14 protein-coding genes and 1 tRNA gene are annotated in these 18,624 nt (G+C 68.1%); 11 read left to right on the top strand and 4 right to left on the bottom strand.

Going from position 1 to position 18,624, the window contains the following annotated elements; translation table 11 throughout:
* Positions 1-7: 7 nt before the first annotated feature.
* Both AC0VYB_RS14710 and AC0VYB_RS14705 read left to right on the top strand, forming a co-directional pair.
* On the top strand, positions 8-1,267 hold the full coding sequence (locus tag AC0VYB_RS14710; protein ID WP_063248859.1) for an MFS transporter: 1,260 nt from the start codon (positions 8-10) through the stop codon (positions 1,265-1,267).
* Between the two features lie 315 nt (positions 1,268-1,582).
* The gene (locus AC0VYB_RS14705) at positions 1,583-2,080 is read left to right on the top strand and encodes a DUF456 domain-containing protein (RefSeq protein WP_063248860.1); all 498 of its coding nucleotides are present in this window, start codon (positions 1,583-1,585) and stop codon (positions 2,078-2,080) included.
* A 454-nt stretch (positions 2,081-2,534) separates the two neighbouring features.
* Here AC0VYB_RS14705 and serC read toward each other — a convergent pair whose 3' ends face one another.
* Entirely contained in the window at positions 2,535-3,695 is a 1,161-nt protein-coding gene (serC, locus tag AC0VYB_RS14700; RefSeq protein ID WP_197464158.1) for a phosphoserine transaminase, read from the bottom strand.
* 197 nt (positions 3,696-3,892) lie between these two features.
* On the opposite strand from serC, the gene pdxH reads away from it, so the two are divergent.
* From pdxH to AC0VYB_RS14665, 7 genes are all read left to right on the top strand, one after another.
* Positions 3,893-4,564, top strand: a complete 672-nt coding sequence (pdxH, locus tag AC0VYB_RS14695) for a pyridoxamine 5'-phosphate oxidase (RefSeq protein ID WP_063248862.1) — start codon at positions 3,893-3,895, stop codon at positions 4,562-4,564.
* A gap of 190 nt (positions 4,565-4,754) precedes the next feature.
* Positions 4,755-6,236 carry an aldehyde dehydrogenase family protein gene (locus AC0VYB_RS14690; RefSeq protein ID WP_197464159.1) on the top strand — a complete coding sequence of 494 codons (1,482 nt, stop codon included), beginning with the start codon at positions 4,755-4,757 and terminating at the stop codon, positions 6,234-6,236.
* A gap of 145 nt (positions 6,237-6,381) precedes the next feature.
* Positions 6,382-7,068: an iron-dependent transcriptional repressor DtxR gene (locus AC0VYB_RS14685; protein WP_009376418.1), complete on the top strand. Its 687-nt coding sequence runs from the start codon at positions 6,382-6,384 to the stop codon at positions 7,066-7,068.
* A 368-nt stretch (positions 7,069-7,436) separates the two neighbouring features.
* Positions 7,437-8,270 carry a C40 family peptidase gene (locus tag AC0VYB_RS14680; protein ID WP_063248863.1) on the top strand — a complete coding sequence of 278 codons (834 nt, stop codon included), beginning with the start codon at positions 7,437-7,439 and terminating at the stop codon, positions 8,268-8,270.
* Positions 8,271-8,751: 481 nt separating this feature from the next.
* Complete coding sequence (locus tag AC0VYB_RS14675; RefSeq protein WP_190246984.1) at positions 8,752-9,252, top strand: HNH endonuclease; 501 nt, start codon at positions 8,752-8,754, stop codon at positions 9,250-9,252.
* 178 nt (positions 9,253-9,430) lie between these two features.
* On the top strand, positions 9,431-10,495 hold the full coding sequence (locus AC0VYB_RS14670; RefSeq protein WP_063248864.1) for a universal stress protein: 1,065 nt from the start codon (positions 9,431-9,433) through the stop codon (positions 10,493-10,495).
* 4 nt (positions 10,496-10,499) lie between these two features.
* Positions 10,500-11,576 carry a permease gene (locus tag AC0VYB_RS14665; RefSeq protein ID WP_063248865.1) on the top strand — a complete coding sequence of 359 codons (1,077 nt, stop codon included), beginning with the start codon at positions 10,500-10,502 and terminating at the stop codon, positions 11,574-11,576.
* A gap of 554 nt (positions 11,577-12,130) precedes the next feature.
* Here AC0VYB_RS14665 and AC0VYB_RS14660 read toward each other — a convergent pair.
* The 3 genes from AC0VYB_RS14660 to AC0VYB_RS14650 form a co-directional block, all read right to left on the bottom strand.
* Entirely contained in the window at positions 12,131-12,499 is a 369-nt protein-coding gene (locus tag AC0VYB_RS14660; protein WP_082834848.1) for a sigma-70 family RNA polymerase sigma factor, read from the bottom strand.
* On the bottom strand, positions 12,496-12,693 hold the full coding sequence (locus AC0VYB_RS14655; RefSeq protein ID WP_082834849.1) for a type II toxin-antitoxin system HicA family toxin: 198 nt from the start codon (positions 12,691-12,693) through the stop codon (positions 12,496-12,498). Before AC0VYB_RS14655 ends, AC0VYB_RS14660 begins: the two co-directional genes overlap by 4 nt.
* Before the next feature lie 227 nt (positions 12,694-12,920).
* Positions 12,921-12,993, bottom strand: a tRNA-Arg gene (locus AC0VYB_RS14650).
* Between the two features lie 107 nt (positions 12,994-13,100).
* Between AC0VYB_RS14650 and AC0VYB_RS14645 the strand changes: the two genes are divergently transcribed.
* Both AC0VYB_RS14645 and AC0VYB_RS14640 read left to right on the top strand, forming a co-directional pair.
* The gene (locus tag AC0VYB_RS14645) at positions 13,101-18,236 is read left to right on the top strand and encodes a DUF4011 domain-containing protein (RefSeq protein ID WP_201671964.1); all 5,136 of its coding nucleotides are present in this window, start codon (positions 13,101-13,103) and stop codon (positions 18,234-18,236) included.
* 1 nt (position 18,237) lies between these two features.
* Entirely contained in the window at positions 18,238-18,570 is a 333-nt protein-coding gene (locus AC0VYB_RS14640) for a hypothetical protein (protein ID WP_009376412.1), read from the top strand.
* The last annotated feature ends 54 nt before the right edge of the window (positions 18,571-18,624 follow it).

Genomic DNA, 18,624 nt, shown 5'->3' with positions numbered 1-18,624 from the left:
GCACTCGATGGCGCACACGTTCCGGTCGCTTGCCGAACCGAACTACCGACACTGGTTCGCCGGCGCGCTCATCTCGAACACCGGAACGTGGATGCAGAGGACAGCGCAGGACTGGCTCGTCCTCACGTATCTCACGAACAACAACGCCTCAGCCCTCGGCATCACGATGGCCCTGCAGATGGGCCCGCAGCTCATCATGTTCCCGTTCGCGGGCGCTCTCGCCGACCGGTTCTCGAAGCGGATGCTCCTCATGGTCACGCAGGCGGCGCTCGGTGCCGTGGGGCTGCTCCTCTTCGCCCTCGTCGTCACCGACACGATCGAGCTCTGGCACGTCTACGTGCTCGCGCTCGTCCTCGGCCTCCTCGCCACGCTCGACACCCCGGCCCGCCAGGCGTTCGTCTCCGAGCTCGTCGGGGAGCAGCTGCTGCCGAACGCGGTGAGCCTCAACTCGGCGTCGTTCAACGGTGCCCGGATGATCGGACCGGCCGTCGCCGGTGTCATCACCGCCCTCGTCGGCGCCGGTCCCGTCTTCCTCATCAGCGGGCTCGGCTTCGCCGCGACCCTCACCGTGCTCATCCGCCTCGACCGCGCCAGGCTGCACCCGGCAGGTCGCCGAGGCGGTGGGGGAGTCCTCGGCGGGTTCCGCTATCTTCGCACGCGACCGGATGTGACGATCGTCCTCGTCGTCCTCTTCATCGTCGCGACCTTCGGCTTCAACTTCAACATCTACACGGCGACGATGGCGCGGATCGAATTCGACAAGGATGCGAGCGGCTTCGGACTCCTCAACTCCGTCATGGCGATCGGCTCGGTGGCGGGTGCCCTCGCCTCGGCGAAGCGGGAGAAGCCGCGGCTGCGCTTCATCTTCGGGGCCGCCGGCGGGTTCGGCCTCTCGGTCGGACTCGCGTCACTGATCACGGACTACTTCCTCTTCGCATTCGCCCTCATCCTCGTCGGCTTCTCCTCGCTGACGATGATGACCTCGGCGAACGCGTACGTGCAGACGACGACACCGGCGTCCTACCGCGGTCGTGTGATGGCGATCTACGCCGCCGTCGTCATGGGCGGCACCCCGATCGGAGCGCCGCTGGCCGGCTGGGTCGCCGACACCTTCGGTCCGCGGATGGCGATGGGCGTCGGTGCGGCCTCAGGGGTGCTCGCGTTCGCCGTGGGACTGGTGTGGATGGTCGTCGCGAAGAACCTGCGGCTCAGCTTCGACCCGACGTCCCGCATCCGGCTCCACGTCAGCTACCACGGGCATCCGTGAGCATCACGGCGTCAGTTGCGTCGGACGCGCGTGAGCGACGCGGGGCGAGCGGGTGCCATGCGCGTCGGGGCAGAGAGCGGCGCCATGCCGGTCGCGGCAGTGAGCGGTTGCCGTGCGCATCGCGGCAGTGAGCGAGTGCCATGCGGGTCGCGGCGGTGAGCGGGTGCGGTCGCATAGGATCGGAGATGAGACCGGTCCCCCGAGACCGTTCGAGTGTGTTGAGACGGTTCGATTGAGTTGAGACAGCTCCAGCGAGTCGCAACAATTCGAGTGAGTTGAGATCGTGCGGAACCACGTGAAGGGAAGGACCATCCGGTGAATGCGGAGATCGTCACCTCGGTGCTCGTCGCCCTCGGCATCCTCGTCGGCTGCATAGGCATCGTCGTGCCCGTGCTGCCCGGCTCGATCCTCATCGGCATCGGCGTTCTCATCTGGGCGTTCGTCATCGGCACTCCGACGGCGTGGATCGTCTTCGCGATCGTCGCACTGCTGGTAATCGCCGGTATGAGCGCCTCGTTCGTCCTCACCGGCCGTCAGCTCAAGGCGATGGAGGTGCCGAATCGGTCGGTCGCCCTCGGCGGGGTGCTCGGCATCGTCGGCTTCTTCGTCATCCCCGTGCTCGGGCTGCCGATCGGCTTCGTCCTCGGGCTCTTCCTCTCCGAGCTCGGACGTCTCCATGATGCGAAGACGGCGTGGGCGTCGAGCTGGGGGTCGATCAAGGCGATCGGCATCGGCACCGCGATCGAGTTCATCCTCGCCCTGCTCGCCGCGATCGCCTTCGGCGTCGGGGTGCTCCTCCACTTCTTCGTCTGACAGCCCGACTGCTTCTTCGTCTGACAGCCGTCCACACGAGCGCCTGAAACGCTGAGGCACGCCCACCGGAACCGATGCGTCCCACCCGGAGCATCACGTCATACCCGGGACAGCACGTCCTACCCGGAGCATCACGTCATACCCCTAGCGCTGAATCATCCAGTGCGCTTCGCACGTCATACCCTCAGCGCCGAATCCGAGCGGTGCACGTGGAGGTTTTGTGGGTATGGGTGAGGGGTGAGCAATGGCGCACGCGTGACCGCCGGATCTCACACCCGCAGAGTCGCGTCGAACCCCCAGCGCTGCGTCCTACCCTGAGCGCTGAATCCTCCAGCGGGCTCCGCACGTCATACCCTCAGCGCCGAATCCGAGCGGTGCATGGGGTGGTTCTGCGGGTAAGGGTGCGGGGCGAACGCGGTGCTGCCTCGCCGGCTCGCCGTGAGAGCACCACGGCTCAGGCGAGGGCGTCGATGACGAAGTCGAGGCAGCGCAGCAGCGCTTTGACGTCGGCCGGGTCGACGGAGACGAAGGTCGCGATCCGCAGCTGGTTGCGTCCGAGCTTCCGATAGGGTTCGACGTCGACGATGCCGTTGGCACGCAGCACCGAGGCCACACGGGCGGCATCGACCGAATCGTCGAAGTCGACGGTGGCGACGACGGACGAGCGATCCGCGGGGTCGGCGACAAACGGGCGGGCCACCTCGGCGGCATCGGCCCAGTCGTAGACGAATCCCGAGGTCTCACGGGTGCGTTCGCTCGCCCACGCCAGGCCGCCGTTGCCGTTGATCCACTCGATCTGCTCCGCGAGGAGGAGCAGCGTCGCCACCGCGGGGGTGTTGTACGTCTGGTCCTTGCGGGAGTTCTCGATCGCGGTGACGAGGTCGAGCGAGGCGGGGATCCACCTGCCGGAGTCCTTGATCTCCTGCGCCCGGGCGACGGCCCTCGGGGAGAGGATCGCCACCCACAGTCCGCCGTCGGAGCCCATGTTCTTCTGCGGAGCGAAGTAGTAGACGTCGGTCTCGGCGATGTCGACGGGCATCCCGCCGGCGCCCGAGGTCGCGTCGATGACGACGAGCGCATCCTCGTCGATGCCCTCGGGACGGGCGATCGTCGTCGCCACGCCGGTCGACGTCTCATTGTGCGGCCAGGCGTAGACATCGGCGCTGACGTCGCCGTCGCCGAGACCGGCCGCCTCAAGCGCGGCGGGGGAGGGGATCGCCGAGGTGCCCGGTTCCGCTGCGAGGATGAGCGAGCGGTCCAGGTGCGGAGCGGTGTCGGTGGCCTTCGCGAACTTCTGACCGAACTCGCCGAAGGTGCCGTGGGCCGCGCGCTCACGCACGAGACCGAAGGCGGCGACGTCCCAGAAGGTCGTCGACCCGCCGTTGCCGAGGACGACCTCGTAGCCGGCCGGGAGGTCGAAGAGCTCGGCGAGCCCGGTGCGGATGCGTCCCACGAGGCTCTTGACCGGCGGCTGCCGGTGGCTCGTGCCGAGCACAGTCGCCGCGGCCGCGTCGAGCGCCTCGATCTGGGCGGCGCGGATGCGGGCAGGGCCCGATCCGAAGCGGCCGTCGGCGGGCAGGAGTTCGTCTGGGATCGTCAGGTTCGCAGCAGTCACGCTCGCCATTCTATGGGCAGGCCCCCGCGCAGCTGCCGGCCGTCTCACCATGCGTGAGAGCGCCCTGCGACGTCGCCGGGCGATGGCGGTGGTCCTCCACCCGTCGACGCCGTGCCCCGCCGTCCGACCTGCGGTGCCCCGATGTCCGACCTGCGGTGCCCCGCAGAGCCGCTCGCCGCGCCCCGTAGAGTGGAGGTATGAGTGAGCCTGTCGATCGTCTGGCCCAGACCAGGGCCTCGTACCTCTCGCCCACCTTCGACCGCCCGGAGGTCTCCCCGCTCGAGCTGTTCCGCACCTGGTACGACGAGGCTGCCGGCCAGGTCCGCGAACCCAATGCGATGACCGTGTCCACCCTCGACGAGTGGGGTCCGGTCGCGCGCATCGTCCTCCTCAAAGGCATCGATGCCGGAGGCTTCGTCTTCTTCACCGACTACGACTCCGCGAAGGGCCGACAGCTGCGGACCGATCCGCGGATCGCGGCGAGCTTCCCCTGGCAGGACATGCACCGTCAGATCCGGATCCGGGGCCTCGCCGAGGAGGTCGCCCCCGCCGAATCGGATGCCTACTTCGCCGTCCGCCCCCGTGGCTCGCAGATCGCCGCGAGCGTGTCGAAGCAGTCCCAGCCGGTCAGCGGCCGGGAGCAGATGGAGGACGAGTACTCCCGCGCCGAGGCGGAGCTGGCCGGCCGTGATGTCCCGAGGCCCGATCATTGGGGCGGGTTCCGCATCCGTCCCTTCGAGATCGAGTTCTGGCAGGGACAGCCCAACCGCTTCCACGACCGGTGGGTCTTCCGACCCGCCGACGGCAGCCACGACCCTGCCGACCTCGCTGCCGTCGAGGCGTGGGACCTCGTCCGCCTCTACCCCTGACTGTCGCCTCCGCTGACCACCGGCCCGGCTGCCCTTGCGTGGGGGCACCAGCCGCCTGGCGGACCCGCCTGTCCTCGGGTCGGTCCCTCCGGTTAGAGTCGAAGGGAGAGGATCCGCAGTGGCGAGGGTCTGCTCGCACCGTCGTGAGCGCTCCGCCCGGGACCCGCCCCATCACAGCGAAGGAGCCCCGATGACCCAGCCACAGCAGAGCGCAGCCGCCGCCGACAGCGGTGAGGACAGCCTCGTCGACAATCTCATCGGCGGGAAGCGCCGCGGATCGGACGACCGCACGCTCAACCGCAACCCCTCCGATCCGGCCGATGTCATCGGCAGCTTCGCCCGCGCCGACGAGCAGACGGTCCGCGACGCGATAGCCGCAGCGAACGCCGCGGCCCCCGAATGGGCCGACTTCCCCGCCCAGCAGCGCTTCGGCATCCTCGACCGGGCGGGTTCCCTCATCGCCGAGCGCGCCGACGAACTCGCCGACCTCCTCGCCCGCGAAGAGGGCAAACAGCTCGGCGAATCCCGCGGTGAGGTCCTCCGCGCCTCACAGATCTTCAAGTTCTTCGCCGGAGAGACGATCCGCAACACCGGAGAGATCATCGACTCGGTGCGTCCGGGGCTCACCGCGGAGATGACCCATGAGCCCATCGGCGTCGTCGGAATCATCACGCCGTGGAACTTCCCCATCGCGATCCCCGCGTGGAAGATCGCGCCGGCTCTCGCCTACGGCAACACCGTCGTCTTCAAGCCTGCCGAGCTCGTCCCCGGGTCCGCCGCGGCCCTCGTCGACATCCTCGTCGAGGCGGGACTGCCCGATGGTGTGATCAACCTCGTCATGGGACCCGGCCGCGTCGTCGGCGAAGTCCTCACCACCTCGGCGGACGTCGATGCCATCACCTTCACCGGATCCGTGCCCGTCGGGCGCGGAGTCATCGCCGCGGCCTCCGAGCACGGCATCCGCGTGCAGGCGGAGATGGGCGGGAAGAACCCCCTCGTCGTCCTCGGCGACGCCGACCTCGAAGCCGCCGCCGACGCCGCGATCAACGGTGCGTTCTTCTCCACCGGCCAGCGCTGCACAGCCTCATCCCGGCTCATCGTCACCGACGACGTCCACGACGAGTTCGTCGCGCTCCTCAAGGAGCGGATGGCGGCCCTCACCGTCGGCGACGCCCGCGCCGAGGGCACCGACATCGGACCCGTCGTCTCCGAGACGCAGCTCGAGCAGGACCTGCGCTACATCGGGATCGCCCGCGACGAAGGCGGCGAGGTCACCGGCGGCGACCGCGTCGAGGCTGCGACCGACGGCTACTTCCTCGCCCCGGCGCTCGTGACCGGCACGAAGCCGGCCGACACGATCAACGTCGAGGAGGTCTTCGGTCCGGTCGCCTCGGTGATCCGGGTCGCCGACTACGACGAAGCCCTCGCCGTGGCCAACGACACCGCGTTCGGCCTCTCCGCAGGCATCTACACGACCTCGCTGAAATATTCGACGCACTTCAAGCGTTACGCCCAAGCCGGCATGGTGATGGTCAACGCACCGACCGCAGGAGTCGACTACCACGTCTCGTTCGGGGGCAGGAAGGGCTCGAGTTACGGACCCCGGGAACAGGCGCGGGCGGCGCGTGAGTTCTACACCGTGCAGAAGACGGCGTACGTCAACGCGGGCTGAGACGCGCCGGTGCGGCCTGCCGGGATAGAATCGGTCAGGATCGCAGAGGCCGCGGGCTGTCGCGGCCGACGCAGGGTCGCAAGACCTCTGAAGTGTGAGAACGCCTACGTGACCTGAAGACGAAGAGTGGAGTGGCTGGTCTTAAGTGAACGACCTCGTCGATACAACCGAAATGTACCTCAAATCGATCATCGAGCTCGAAGAGCAGTCGATCGTCCCGTTGCGCGCCCGGATCGCTGAGCGCCTGGACCACTCCGGTCCGACCGTCTCCCAGACCGTGGCCCGGATGGAGCGCGACGGTCTGCTCCACGTGAGCAACGACCGCCACCTCGAACTCACCCCCGAGGGCCGCCGCATCGCCACCGAGGTGATGCGCAAGCACCGCCTGGCCGAGCGTCTGCTCGCCGACGTCGTCGGCCTCGAATGGGAGCTCGTCCACGACGAGGCCTGCCGGTGGGAGCACGTGATGAGCGAGCAGGTCGAGCGCAAGCTCGTCGCCCTGCTGCCCGACACGAGCTCCGGCCCGTACGGCAACCCGATCCCCGGCCTCGACGTCATCGGGGCGGAGGCGAACCCCGGCACCGAGGTCGTCGACCTCGCCACCGCCGTCGCCCGGGACGGAGCGACGAGCCTGACGATCGCCTGGCTGGCCGAACCCCTGCAGGTCGACATCCACCTCCTCCAGCAGTTCCAGGTCGCCGGCGTCATGCCCGGCACCGACGTCGAGATCACCCGCAACGGCGAGTACATCACCGTCCAGGTCCCCGGCGCCGAGGATGTCCTCGACCTGCCCGTCGAGACGGCCTCGCACGTCTTCGCCCACAAGCGGTGACCAGGGCCCGCGGCTGAGCGCGACGGGTTCCGTCAGCCGGGCGACGGAAGCTGTGTAACGAAACCTTGACCGAACCGGGTTCGGAGAGTCCTGACCGACTCTCCGAACCCGGTTTCGTAACAGCGAATGTTACGGAGACATGAATCTCATTCACCTCTCTCACCTGGGCGTCTATGGAAAACCGCGGGGTTTCCCCACCCCGGTTGTGACAGAAACGTGACAATTGATCACCGATTGGTTACAGTTGTTGAGGTCGTCCGCGAAAGCGGCGGCTTCGCAGCGGGAACCGCACGCCACGCCCGATGCGAAAGACACCCAAGGACCGAGAGTGGCGGTCGGAGCGATCCGATAGGTGACGAGAGGAAAACGTGGCAAGTAAGCACCATGGCCGCCGCGCCGCAGAGACCAAGGTCAAGACTCCGCTGACCGAACTGACCGAACTCCTCAACCAGAACTCCGCCGTCTTCGGACGCCGCGCGGCCGTCGTCGCCGCCAGCGGTGGACTGCTCACCGCAGCCGTCCTCCCGGCAGCCGGTCAGGCAGGAGACGACAACGTCGCTGTCTCCGCCGAGTCGAAGACCCAGGTCGCCGAGTTCGAGAACCAGGCCGCCACCGTCGTCGCCGACGGCCAGTCCAAGGACAAGAAGGACGACTCGTCGTTCAGCGTCGACGTCCAGACCGTCACCGCGAAGCCGGCCCCCAAGCCGGAGCCGAAGCCCGAGCGCTCCGCCGCCCCCTCGAACGACAACTCCTCCTCCGCGTCGTCCTCGGACTCGTCTGATTCCAAGTCGAAGTCGAAGAGCGACAAGGGTGAGTCGAAGGACTCCGGTTCGAGCGACGTCAAGATCCCCGACGGCTCGAAGGCCGAGCAGGTCCTCGCCATCGCCAAGCAGTACGTCGGCACCCCCTACGTCTCCGGCGGCACCTCGCCCAGCGGCTGGGACTGCTCCGGCTACACCTCCTTCGTCTACGCCAAGGTCGGCGTCAACCTGCCCCGCACCTCGGGCGCGCAGGGTCAGGCCGGCACCACGGTCTCCAAGTCCGAGGCCAAGCCGGGCGACCTCATCTGGAAGCCGGGACACATCGGCATCTACGCCGGCAACGGCATGATGTACGACGCCGGCAACCCCCGCGTCGACACCAGCTACCGCAGCATCGACTGGATGATCGACGGCGGCGCGAAGTTCATCCGCGTCCTCTGATCACCTCTGCAGGAGAACTCCCCGCTGCACTCGACGGTCCTCGAGTGCGGCGGGGAGTTCTTGCATTCCCGGGCGCGGTAATCGGTGGACGGGGTGGGCGGTGCGCCGCTCACGGTGGCCGGTGCGAGCGGGAGAGACTGTGACGGAGCGCTGATCTCGGGTCGCGAGGTGAACGGCCGAGGAAGTCTTCGTGTCGTGCGTGGTATGAATTCGGTCACAGCGGCAATCGGGGTTACCCTTGAGAAGATTGAGTTCCGTAAGCGATGGGAAATCCGATGGGACATAGTCGAATATTCCGGACGACCGCTCCAGGTTCTGGTGCGGAGTACATATCTGTGTCTGTGTCCGATTCCAAGGCGTTGTGCTGGTGCACGACGCCTTTTGCGTTCCCTGGGCGCGGTGCCCTCCCGGCACAGGCCACAGCGGGCGGGTCAGACACACTCCTCGGGTTCCCATCGCCGAGCAGAAGAGGGGGCGGGATATGAAGACTCTCGTGCTCAACGCCGGATACGAACCGCTGTCGGTCGTGCCGTTCACGAGAGCGGTCGTGCTCGTGCTCGCGGGCAAGGCCACAGTGCTGGCAGCGGAGGACGCGCCGGTGAGATCGCAGCACGTGAGCCTCGACCAGCCTTCGGTCATCCTCCTCACCCGCTACGTCAGACCCCCGCGTGACCGCAGGGTGTCCCTGTCCCGGCGCGGTGTCCTGCGCCGTGACAACCACCGCTGCGCGTACTGCACCCGGCCCGCGAGCACCGTCGACCACGTCGTCCCCCGCTCCCGCGGCGGCGGCAACACGTGGGAGAACCTCGTGGCGTGCTGCCGTGACTGCAACAACCGCAAGGGCGACCGCACCCTGTCCGAGATCGGCTGGAAGCTCGGGTTCCGCCCCCAGGAGCCTCGGCTGGGACAGTTCTGGATGCGCGGGATCGACAAGCCCGTCGAGCAGTGGCGGCCCTTCCTTGAGATGAACCACGCCGCCTGAGGCCTGCAGCGACCCCGTATGGTGGTTGCGGCGCTCGGGCCTGTAGGCGTCTCACCGGTGAGGATGCTGTCCGCAGTGTGGCCGGAATCGGATAACGATGTGACATCGGGCGTCGTTCGCACGGCTTTGTGATCTAGGGTGGACTCAGAGAAATTCGCTGCGACATGAGGAGCGTGCGATGTCAGAGCAGGACCGCAGTCACGACGCCGCGTCGTCGCCTGCCGGTGAGCCCGAAGCGGTGGTCGTCGGCATCGACGGGTCACCCCCGAGCAGGAATGCGCTCCACTGGGCCATCCAGGAAGCGCGTTCGCTGGGCATGCCGATCCGACTCGTCGGGGCGTACACCATTCCCAGCGTCGCCGCTGCCGCGATCGACGTCTCCTATGTCCCCATCGACGACTCCGCGATCCGCGCCTCGGTGACGACGATCCTCAAGGAGGCCGCCGCCGAGGTCAAGGCCGCCGGTGTGCCTGTCGAAGCCGTCATCGAGGTCGGCGATGCCGCCGGCGTCCTCATCGAGGAGTCGAAGACGTCGTGCCTCGCCGTCGTCGGCTCCCGCGGTCGCGGCGGCTTCGCCGGACGCCTCCTCGGCACCGTCTCGAGCGCCCTGCCCGCCCACTCGGCCTGCCCGACGGTCGTCGTCCCCGCGTCGTGGCAGGCAGAGACGGAGAAACCCGCCCACCCCACGTCCTCGCGGCCGATCCGGCAGGACGGCTTCGAGGTCGAGCAGACCGATCCCGAAGCCGAGGCCATCGAAGGCCTGCGCTTCGACGGCAAGGTCGTCGTCGGAGTCGACTCCCTCGGCGCCGAGTCCCCGGCGCTGTGGAAGGCGGCACGGCTCGCGGTGCGCCGCGGCTCGCCGCTGCACATCGTTGCAGTCATCACGACGACGGTGATCGGCCCCGAATGGCTGCCGAGCACCGCTGATCTCGAACGCCTCATCAACGAGGGCGCGGACAAGCTCGTCGTCGCCAAACAGCGGGTGCAGACCGAGTTCCCCGACCTCGACGTCACGTGGACGCTCTTCGACGGCCAGCCCGCCGAGGTGCTCGTGCGCGCCTCGGACACCGCCGAGGTCCTCGTCATCGGGTCCCGGGGCCGCGGCGGCTTCGCCGGACTCCTCCTCGGCTCGACCTCGCAGTCCGTCCTGCCGTACTCGCAGTGCCCGACGATGGTCGTCCGCGTCTCCCGCGACCCCGACAAGCGCCGTGAGGACGGAGAGATCCCCGAACCGGGACTCTGAATCGGTGGCATCGACGACACAGCGGGCGCCGGCTCGGGCTCCGCGGACACGACGCCTGGGCCCGAGCGACTGGGTCGGACTCAGCATCCTCATCCTCCTCCTCGGCGTCGGCCTCACCTGGTCGAAATGGCTGCCCTACTGGGACAAGACGCAGACGCTGACGGAGACGTCGATCTGGGACGGAGCGCCGCTCTTCGCCGTCGCCGGGGATACGATGTCGCTGTCCGGGGCATGGGACTTCACGCTCGCGTACGTCCTCGCGGTGTGGAAGGCGCTTCTCGTCGCCCTCCTCGTCGCCGCTGCCGTCGACGCGCTCGTGCCGCGCGACTGGCTGCTGCGGGTGATGAACCGGCGACATCCGACCACGCAGTCCCTCGTCGGGGCGACCCTGTCGCTGCCGTCGATGATGTGCACGTGCTGTGCGGCACCGGTCGCCGCCGGCCTGCGCGGCAGCGGGGTCACCCGCAGCGCGGCTCTGGCGTATTGGGTCGGCAACCCGCTGCTCAACCCGGCGGTGCTCATCTTCCTCGCCCTCGTTCTGCCGTGGCAGTACCTCGGCACCCGCATCGTCGTCGGCCTGCTCATCACCGTCGGGGCGAGTGCGCTCATTGGGGCATGGCTCTCAGGGCGCGTCACAGACGCTCCCGCACCGGAACCGGACGGACCGGTGCGACTCGGGGATCTGCCTCGGCGCTACCTTAGGTCGCTGTCACGGTTCGCGCTCATCCTCGTCCCCGAGCACCTCGCACTCGTCTTCGTCATCGGACTCGTCAGTCCTTGGCTGACCGGCCTCTACGGCCTCGACGCGCAGCTCGGGGCGCTGGCGATCGTCGTCGCAGCGTGCGTGGGTGCCCTCCTCGTCATCCCGACCGGGGGAGAGATCCCCATCATCGTCACGCTCCTCGCCGCCGGTGTCGGAGCAGGCACGACCGGTGCTCTGCTCATCGCCCTGCCCGCGCTGTCGATCCCGTCGATGGTCATGGTCGGTAAAGCGATGGGCTGGAAGGCGACCGCGGCGATGGGGATCGCAGTGATCATCGGATCGGTGCTCGCCGGGCTCATCGTCGTTGCGCTGACGTGAGCGTCTGCTCGAACGGGGGCCGATTTGCAATAGGGCAATTCCCTGCTTGCCCAAGTGGTCACCTCATTTGCCACTCGCGTCTGCTTGAGGCAGTGTTGCACCCCAAGGCAAATACCTCTTCGCGCTTGGCGAGAGAGCAGTCCGCTTGGTCCTCGACGCCGATCGCGATGCCCGCTGCGGCATCTTCCGTCGTATCGGCGACCAGCCCGGCGTGAACCCGGAGACACTGCGGTCGTGGGTCGACCAGGACCAGGTCGATGCCGGCGACCGACCCGGCACTACCGCTGATGAACCGCGCATCAGGGACCTTGAGATATAGAACCGGGAACTGCGCCGGGCCAACCAGATCCTGCGTCGAAACAAGGGCGCGACGGTTACGCGAAGGGTGAGCGGTGCATTAGCAACTCGATCACCTATGAATCGTTGGTCGATGACAACATGTATCCCCCTGGTCCTGATTCGGAGACGTGCCGGGCCGTGGAGACGGCTGAGACGTAAGAAGTTGCCCCCGTCGCCCTGTGTGGACGTCGGGGGGCAGTTTGTCGTCACTGAGGTCAGTGATCGAGTTGGCTGACTCTGCCCCGTGAGATATCGAGGACGACCGCGACATCTGAGACGCTGAGGTGCCGCGCCCGAAGGTCGCGAACGACTTCACGTGAAAGCCGTGCCGCCTCAACTTGAAGTTCTGCGGCTTGCGCGGTGGCGCGCCTGCTTTCTTCGATCTTCTCAGTGAGTTCCCCGAGATCGGGTATCACATGAATGTCCCATTCGCTGTGGTCCACAGCTGGATCAAGGGTGTCGAGGTAGTCGATCACTTGACGGGTAGCACTAGCGAGAGTGCGAGCCTGGGTGACGTTGTTCTCATCTATTTCGAGTTCCCACCCGCCAGACCACTGTCGGGCGGTGACGTTGACGGTACTCACTTCTCGACCTCCTTGATTGCTTTGAGCGCGTTCCATGTGACTCCCGGCGAAATCTCTCGCGTCTGGGTGATGATTACTGGGCGGGAGAGTTTCGGGTGGGACCACTTCTCATGGTCGCCTTTGCCTTGGCTTCTCGTGAATCCCGCCCCCTTGAGGAGCTTCACCATTTCGCCGTACTTCATCGGCTTCGTCATAACCCTAGTTTAGACCCCCTAAACAGTCAATGTCAAGAGGGGGTAAACATTATCGGTCTCAGGGTGCTGAATGCAATGCAGAGGGCTTTGGCTGTCCCTGCTGGCGGGCAGTCGATCTTCCTCAAGGTGACGCCCCCTGGTCTGGCTGTTGAAAATCTGTTCATAATGACGCAACCCCAGGGGTTCAATCCCTGGGGTTACTGTGTGTTTTGCCTGGTGGGTCTGTGCGCCCCCGGCGCGATTCGAACGCGCGACACCCGCTTTAGGAGAGCGGTGCTCTATCCCCTGAGCTACGGGGGCGATGTGGCTGTCGTCAACCACGATCACCCAGTGTAGCGTAGAAGAAACCTCGACGTTCCACGGTGTGCCAGCACCTGTTATGGGAAGTTTCTCGTTAGGGTCGAACTGTGCCAGATTCCGTTGTTGACGATCAGTACCCAGAGCTCGGGGGCGCGTTCGCCGAGTGGAAAGAGCAGGCCGCCCACCTCGGCGGTCGCGACACCATGCTCCATTTCCGGGACTCTCGCGATGGCAGCATCGACCTCTCCGGAGCCCACCCGTCCGGGCTCGCCCAACTGCTCGCCGGTCGCCCCACGCGCCTGTCGAGCCTGATCCGCGACCACGAGATCCTCGCCGACGCGCGTCGCCGTGCGCGCTCGATCCGGTCGAAGGCCGAGCAGCTCGACAACGAACGCGGCATCCGCACCGCCCACCTCGCGATCGGCTTCGCGTCGTGGACTGAGAAGGACTCGAAGTTCAAGTTCAACGCCCCCGTCGTCCTGCGCCACATCACCCTCGTCCCACGCGGTTCGCGCGTCGAGGACTACGAGATCGTCCTCGGCAACGAGATCACCATCAACCCGGCCCTCGTCCGGCACCTCGCCGAGGCGTACGACCTCGAGGTGCCCGTCGACGAATGGGTCGACGCCACCGGCGGCCCCCACGGCTTCGACCCGGGACCCGCCCTCGACCGTCTCCGCGACCTCGCGCAGGCCGTGCCGGGACTGCGCATCAACCACCGTTTCATCGTCTCGACGTTCGCGAACATCGCGAGCTCGTTCACCGGGGACTACCTGCCCACCCAGCATCCGATCCTCCGTGCGCTCGCCGGCGACGACGGTGTCCGCCGGCAGTTCGGCGGCGGATCGACCGTGCCCTGCCGCACGCCTCGTGCCTCAGGGGAGAAGGCTGAGAGTGCCCGCGACGGGGATGAGGCGACGCGCCGCGAATCACGCGACGGCGTGAAGCAGCCCGCTTCCGCGGAGAAGCCCACTGGCGTCGTGGAACCGACGGAGAAGTCCGGCCAGGATGAGGGCGCCGGGACGAAAGCCGATCCTCGTGAGAAGACCGGCGCTCAGACCACGACGGGCACCAAGACCGACGCTGGCGCGAAGGCCGGAGCCGATGAGAAGACCGGGTCCGGTGAGGCGACGGCATCGCCGGATGCGCGCAGGACCACCGGCCCCGAGAGCGCGAGCGCTGCGACCGACGAAGACGAACTCAGCGAGCCAACGGTGCCGATCGCCTCGGCAGACGATGACGCATCGGCAACCGACGGTGCCTCGGCGACGGGGACCGACTCAGCGACTGGGGTCGATTCGGCGACTGGGTCCGATTCAGCGACTGGGTCCGCCTCCGCGACCGACGGCACAGCAGCGAGCAGCTCGACGAACGTCGACGCGGAGGCCAGCGGCCCAGTCTCGGACGATGCACCGGCCGACAGCGCGGCGACTGACGGCACGGCGACTGACAGCACGGCTGCGGCAGACCGGACTCGCCCGGTCGACGGCACGACAGCGGACACGGCGCGCACAGCCGACGGTGGGACTGCCTCGGCGAAGTCGGGCACCGGGGCCGAGCGCACCGAGGATCCAGGGGTGACGCAGGCACGCGAGGCCGCTGCCGACGAGGACTTCGTCCCGGCGGCACTCAAGGAACCGGTGACGCCGCTTCCGGATCGCAAGCCGCAGGAGGAGTTCCTCGTCATCGACGTCGACGGCGACCAGCAGGCCGTCGTCGATGCCGCCGTGTCCGGACGCTCGGTCGTCGTCGACACCCCACCGGGGACCGGCGCCACCCAGGTCGCCGTCGCCGTCGCGACGACGCTTGCGCACACCGGCAAGAGCGTGCTCTTCCTCGCCCAGACCTCGGACGCGCTCGATGACTTCTCCGCCCGCCTCGCCGAGGTGGGGCTGGCCGACTTCGCCGTCGACACCCGCGATGGTTCCGAGCACATCAAACGCCAGCTCATCGATCTCATCGGATCAGCCGAACGGGCCGAACGCCCGGACCTCGCCGGGCTGCTCGGCGAGCTCAACGACCAGCGGGCGATGCTGGCCGACCACGTCTCCTCGCTCCACCGCCGACGCCAGCCGTGGGATGTCTCCGTCTACGAGACGATGCAGCACCTCGCGGAGCTCACCTCCGGCGATGACTCCCCACAGACCGGAGTGCGCTTCGGCGGCGACATCCTCGAGGCCAGCGACGACCGCCGCCGCGCCCTGCGCGGCAAGCTCGGCGAACTCGCAGCCCTCGGGGCCTTCACCCTCGACGTCGAGGACACCGTGTGGTTCGGCGCCGACCTCAAATCCGTCGACGAGGCCGAAGCCGCGCGCACCGTCGCCGAACGCCTCGGCCGCACCCTGCCCGACCTCGTCACCGCCGTCGAGCCGGTGCTCGCGAAGGCGAAGCTCAACCCCCGGCGCAACCTCGACGACTGGTCGCGGGCGATCAAGGTGCTCCTGCGTGTGCGCACCACCCTCGACAGCTTCGCCCCCGACGTCTACGACCACCGCCTCGATGACCTCATCGCGGCGACCGGCAGCTCCGAGTACCGGGCCGAGCTCGGCGTGGAGATGGGCATGCTCCAGCGCAAGCGGCTGAAGAAGTCGGCGCAGGAGTTCCTCCGGCCCGGAGCCGACGTCGCCGACCTCCACTCCGCGCTCATCGACGTCCGCTCCCAGCGCGTCATCCTCCGCGACCTCGCCGGACACGACGGGCGTCCCCAGATCCCGCGAGGCGTCCTCGAGGCCGACGAGATCCTCCAGAGCGTCGAGGCCGACGTCGCCAAGCTCTCCCCGGTCCTCGAGTCGACGCCCGACGGCGGCGACCTCGGAGCGATGCTCATCGAGGAGCTCCAGGCGAGGACCGAGGCGATGGGCGGGGATTCGGAGAACCTCGCCGACCTGCCCGAGCGGTCCCGCCTCCAGCGCGAGCTCGCCGCCGAAGGACTCTCCGACCTCATGACCGACCTGCGCCGCCGCAAGGTCGAGAACCACCTCGTCGGACCGGAGTTCGACCTCGCCTACTGGGCGTCGGTGCTCCAGTCGATGGCCGGTGAGGATCCGAAGATCGGCCGCCATGACGGCGCCGCCCTCCACGCGGTGGCCGAGGGCTTCCGCGAGAACGACCGCGCGTTCGTCGCCGCCGGTGCCGGACGACTGCGCTACAACCATGCGCACACGTGGAAGCGCGGCATCGACGCCGACCCGATCGCCGCCGGCGTCATCAAGCAGGAGCTGCTCTCACCGCACACCTCCGTCCAGCGGATGTCGACGAAGGCTCCCGACCTGCTCACGACGCTCGCGCCGGTGTGGATGGCCAGTCCGTACACGGTGCCGGAGCTGTTCGCCGCGCTTCCGCTCTTCGACGCCGTCGTCATCGCCGACGGCGGGCGGCTCTCGATCGCCGACGTCGTGCCCGGCATCACCCGTGCCCGTCAGGTCATCTCGCTCGGCGACTCCCGACTGCTCGGCCCGCGGCCGTTCTCGGTCGCCGTCGACCGGTGGGGGCCCGATGAGGGTGAGCATCCGGACTCGGTGCAGGACCGCCTCGGCGAGTTCCTCCCGCGGATGCGCCTGTCGAACTCGTACCGGCTCTCCCCGGTCGGACTCATCGACCTCGCCAACCGGCACTTCTACGATTCGACGATCTCGACGCTGCCGACCGCGCACACCGGCGAGGGGACGGGACTCGAGTTCTCCTACGTCGCCGAGGGCCGCGGGCCCACCGACATCGGCACCGGTCGGGTGGAGAGCCCTGACGCCGAGGTCAAGCGGGTCGTCGAACTCGTGCTCAAGCACGCGCGGACCCGGTCGCGGGAGTCCCTGGCCGTCGTCGCACTCACCCCGCACCACGCTCAGCGCATCGCCACGGCGATCTCGCGGGCGATGAAGGACCTGCCCTATGTCGCGGCGTTCTTCAACGATCCCGCGAAGGAGCCCTTCGTCGTCACCGACGCCGAACGCGTGCAGGGGATGTCGCGGGACGCCGTGATCTTCTCCCTCGGCTACGGCCGCACCGTCCACGGCCGGGTCATCAACGACTTCGGGCCGCTGTCGGGACCCGACGGCGACCGCATCCTCGCAGCCGTCGTCACCCGCGCCCGCAAGCGCCTCACCGTGGTCTCGAGCATCGAGTCCGAGGACTTCGACCGGGCGAAGCTCAGCGGGGGAGCACAGCTGCTGCCGCGCCTGTTCGAGGAGATCGCAGGCGGCGGCGTCCGGCAGCCGGGCCCGCACGGTGAGGTCTACGACCCGCTGTTCAACGACATCGCCGACCGTCTCCTCCAGCTCGGCGTCGTCGCCCATGAGCACTACAACGGCATCGACCTCGCGGTGGCGAACTCCGCCGAGGACGAGCACGGGATGATCATCGCCGTCTCCGGCGACGGCCCCGACTACGCGTCGATCCGCAGCCTGCGCCAGCGTGACCGCGTCGTTCCCGAGCAGCTCGAACGCCGAGGGTGGAAGTTCATGCGCGTGTGGTCGACCGACGCCTTCGTCGACCCGCAGGCCGAGACGGAGAAGATCTTCGACGCGTGGAAGTCCACCGTCGAGACGATGAGCCCGCAGGCCATCCTCAATGCCGCCCGGGCCGCCTCAGTCGTCGTCGGACGCACCGGCAGCCGTCCCAAGCTGGTGCCGGGACTGCCGATGCACAAGTACTCCGATGAGGGCCTCGACGCGATGATCGACTGGATCCAGTCCGATGCCGTCGTCCGCGGCGACGGGGAGATCAAGGAGCTGTTGCGCACCGCGCTCGCGCAGAAGAGCAGCACCCCGCGCGGGGAGACTCAGCTCCAGGCCGCCGTCGACCGGTACCGCCAGCGCCATGCGCAGGCGAAGAAGGTCACCGGCGCCGAGGTGTTCATCCCTGCCGCCGATGCGCGCGGTCCCGTCGAGGGCGAGGTCATCCCGACCTTCGACACCGATCAGATCCGCGCCGAGTCGCTGCGCGACGCCGGCCTCATCGACGATGCCGAAGGACGCGGTCAGGGCGGTTCCCCGGGAGACGGTGAGGCCGAGTCCTCGTCGGCGTCGAAGTCGGTTTCCGGCGAATCCGGTGCACGGCCGGGTTCGAGCGAGCGTGAGACGCGAACCGAGACTGCCGAGCGCCGCGCGGACGCCGGGCAGACGCGCTCGGAAGCGGACGAAACGCGCTCACGGTCGACAGAGGGCGCCGACGGGAGTCGCGCACAGACGGATGAGCGCACCGAGGGGAAGCGCTCAGAGTCGGCGGAGAACACCGACGAACAGTCCTGAGATGAGTGCTCGAGGATCAGAGTCGCATAGCGACGGGCCCGGCGAACCCGACGCAGCCGAGTCCTCCGCACACGATTCGCCGAGGACGGGGCCGTCGTCCGAGTCTCCGGCAGCCGAGTCACTGTCGCCCACTGACAGCCCGACGACGTCCGCCGCGACGAACGAGCCGAGCGAGACCCGCCGACGGGCGACCGCTGCCGATGACCGCGAGAAGCAGGAGCGCCTCGAACGGGCGCTGCGTCGGTACCGCGCCACCCTGCGCAATGAGGCCGAGTCGGATGCGTCGGGCTTCAGCGCCGAGCACTACCGCTCGCAGAAGCCTCCCCACTGGTGACGGTGTGCAGTCCGCGGTGACCGGGGACCACACGACGAAGGCCCGCTTCCCCTG

It is taken from the genome of Brevibacterium sp. Z349TD_9 (assembly GCF_056173565.1).
Note: the sequence above shows the minus strand (reverse complement) of the source record. Positions and strands in the feature narration are given on the sequence as shown.

Bases quoted from the DNA above. Each gene is read 5' to 3' on its own strand.
- AC0VYB_RS14710 (WP_063248859.1), top strand. From the start codon at position 8: ATGGCGCACACGTTCCGGTCGCTTGCCGAACCGAACTACCGACACTGG.
- pdxH (WP_063248862.1), top strand. From the start codon at position 3,893: ATGAGTGAGCCTGTCGATCGTCTGGCCCAGACCAGGGCCTCGTACCTC.
- AC0VYB_RS14690 (WP_197464159.1), top strand. From the start codon at position 4,755: ATGACCCAGCCACAGCAGAGCGCAGCCGCCGCCGACAGCGGTGAGGAC.
- AC0VYB_RS14675 (WP_190246984.1), top strand. From the start codon at position 8,752: ATGAAGACTCTCGTGCTCAACGCCGGATACGAACCGCTGTCGGTCGTG.
- AC0VYB_RS14670 (WP_063248864.1), top strand. From the start codon at position 9,431: ATGTCAGAGCAGGACCGCAGTCACGACGCCGCGTCGTCGCCTGCCGGT.
- AC0VYB_RS14655 (WP_082834849.1), bottom strand. From the start codon at position 12,693: ATGACGAAGCCGATGAAGTACGGCGAAATGGTGAAGCTCCTCAAGGGG.
- AC0VYB_RS14640 (WP_009376412.1), top strand. From the start codon at position 18,238: ATGAGTGCTCGAGGATCAGAGTCGCATAGCGACGGGCCCGGCGAACCC.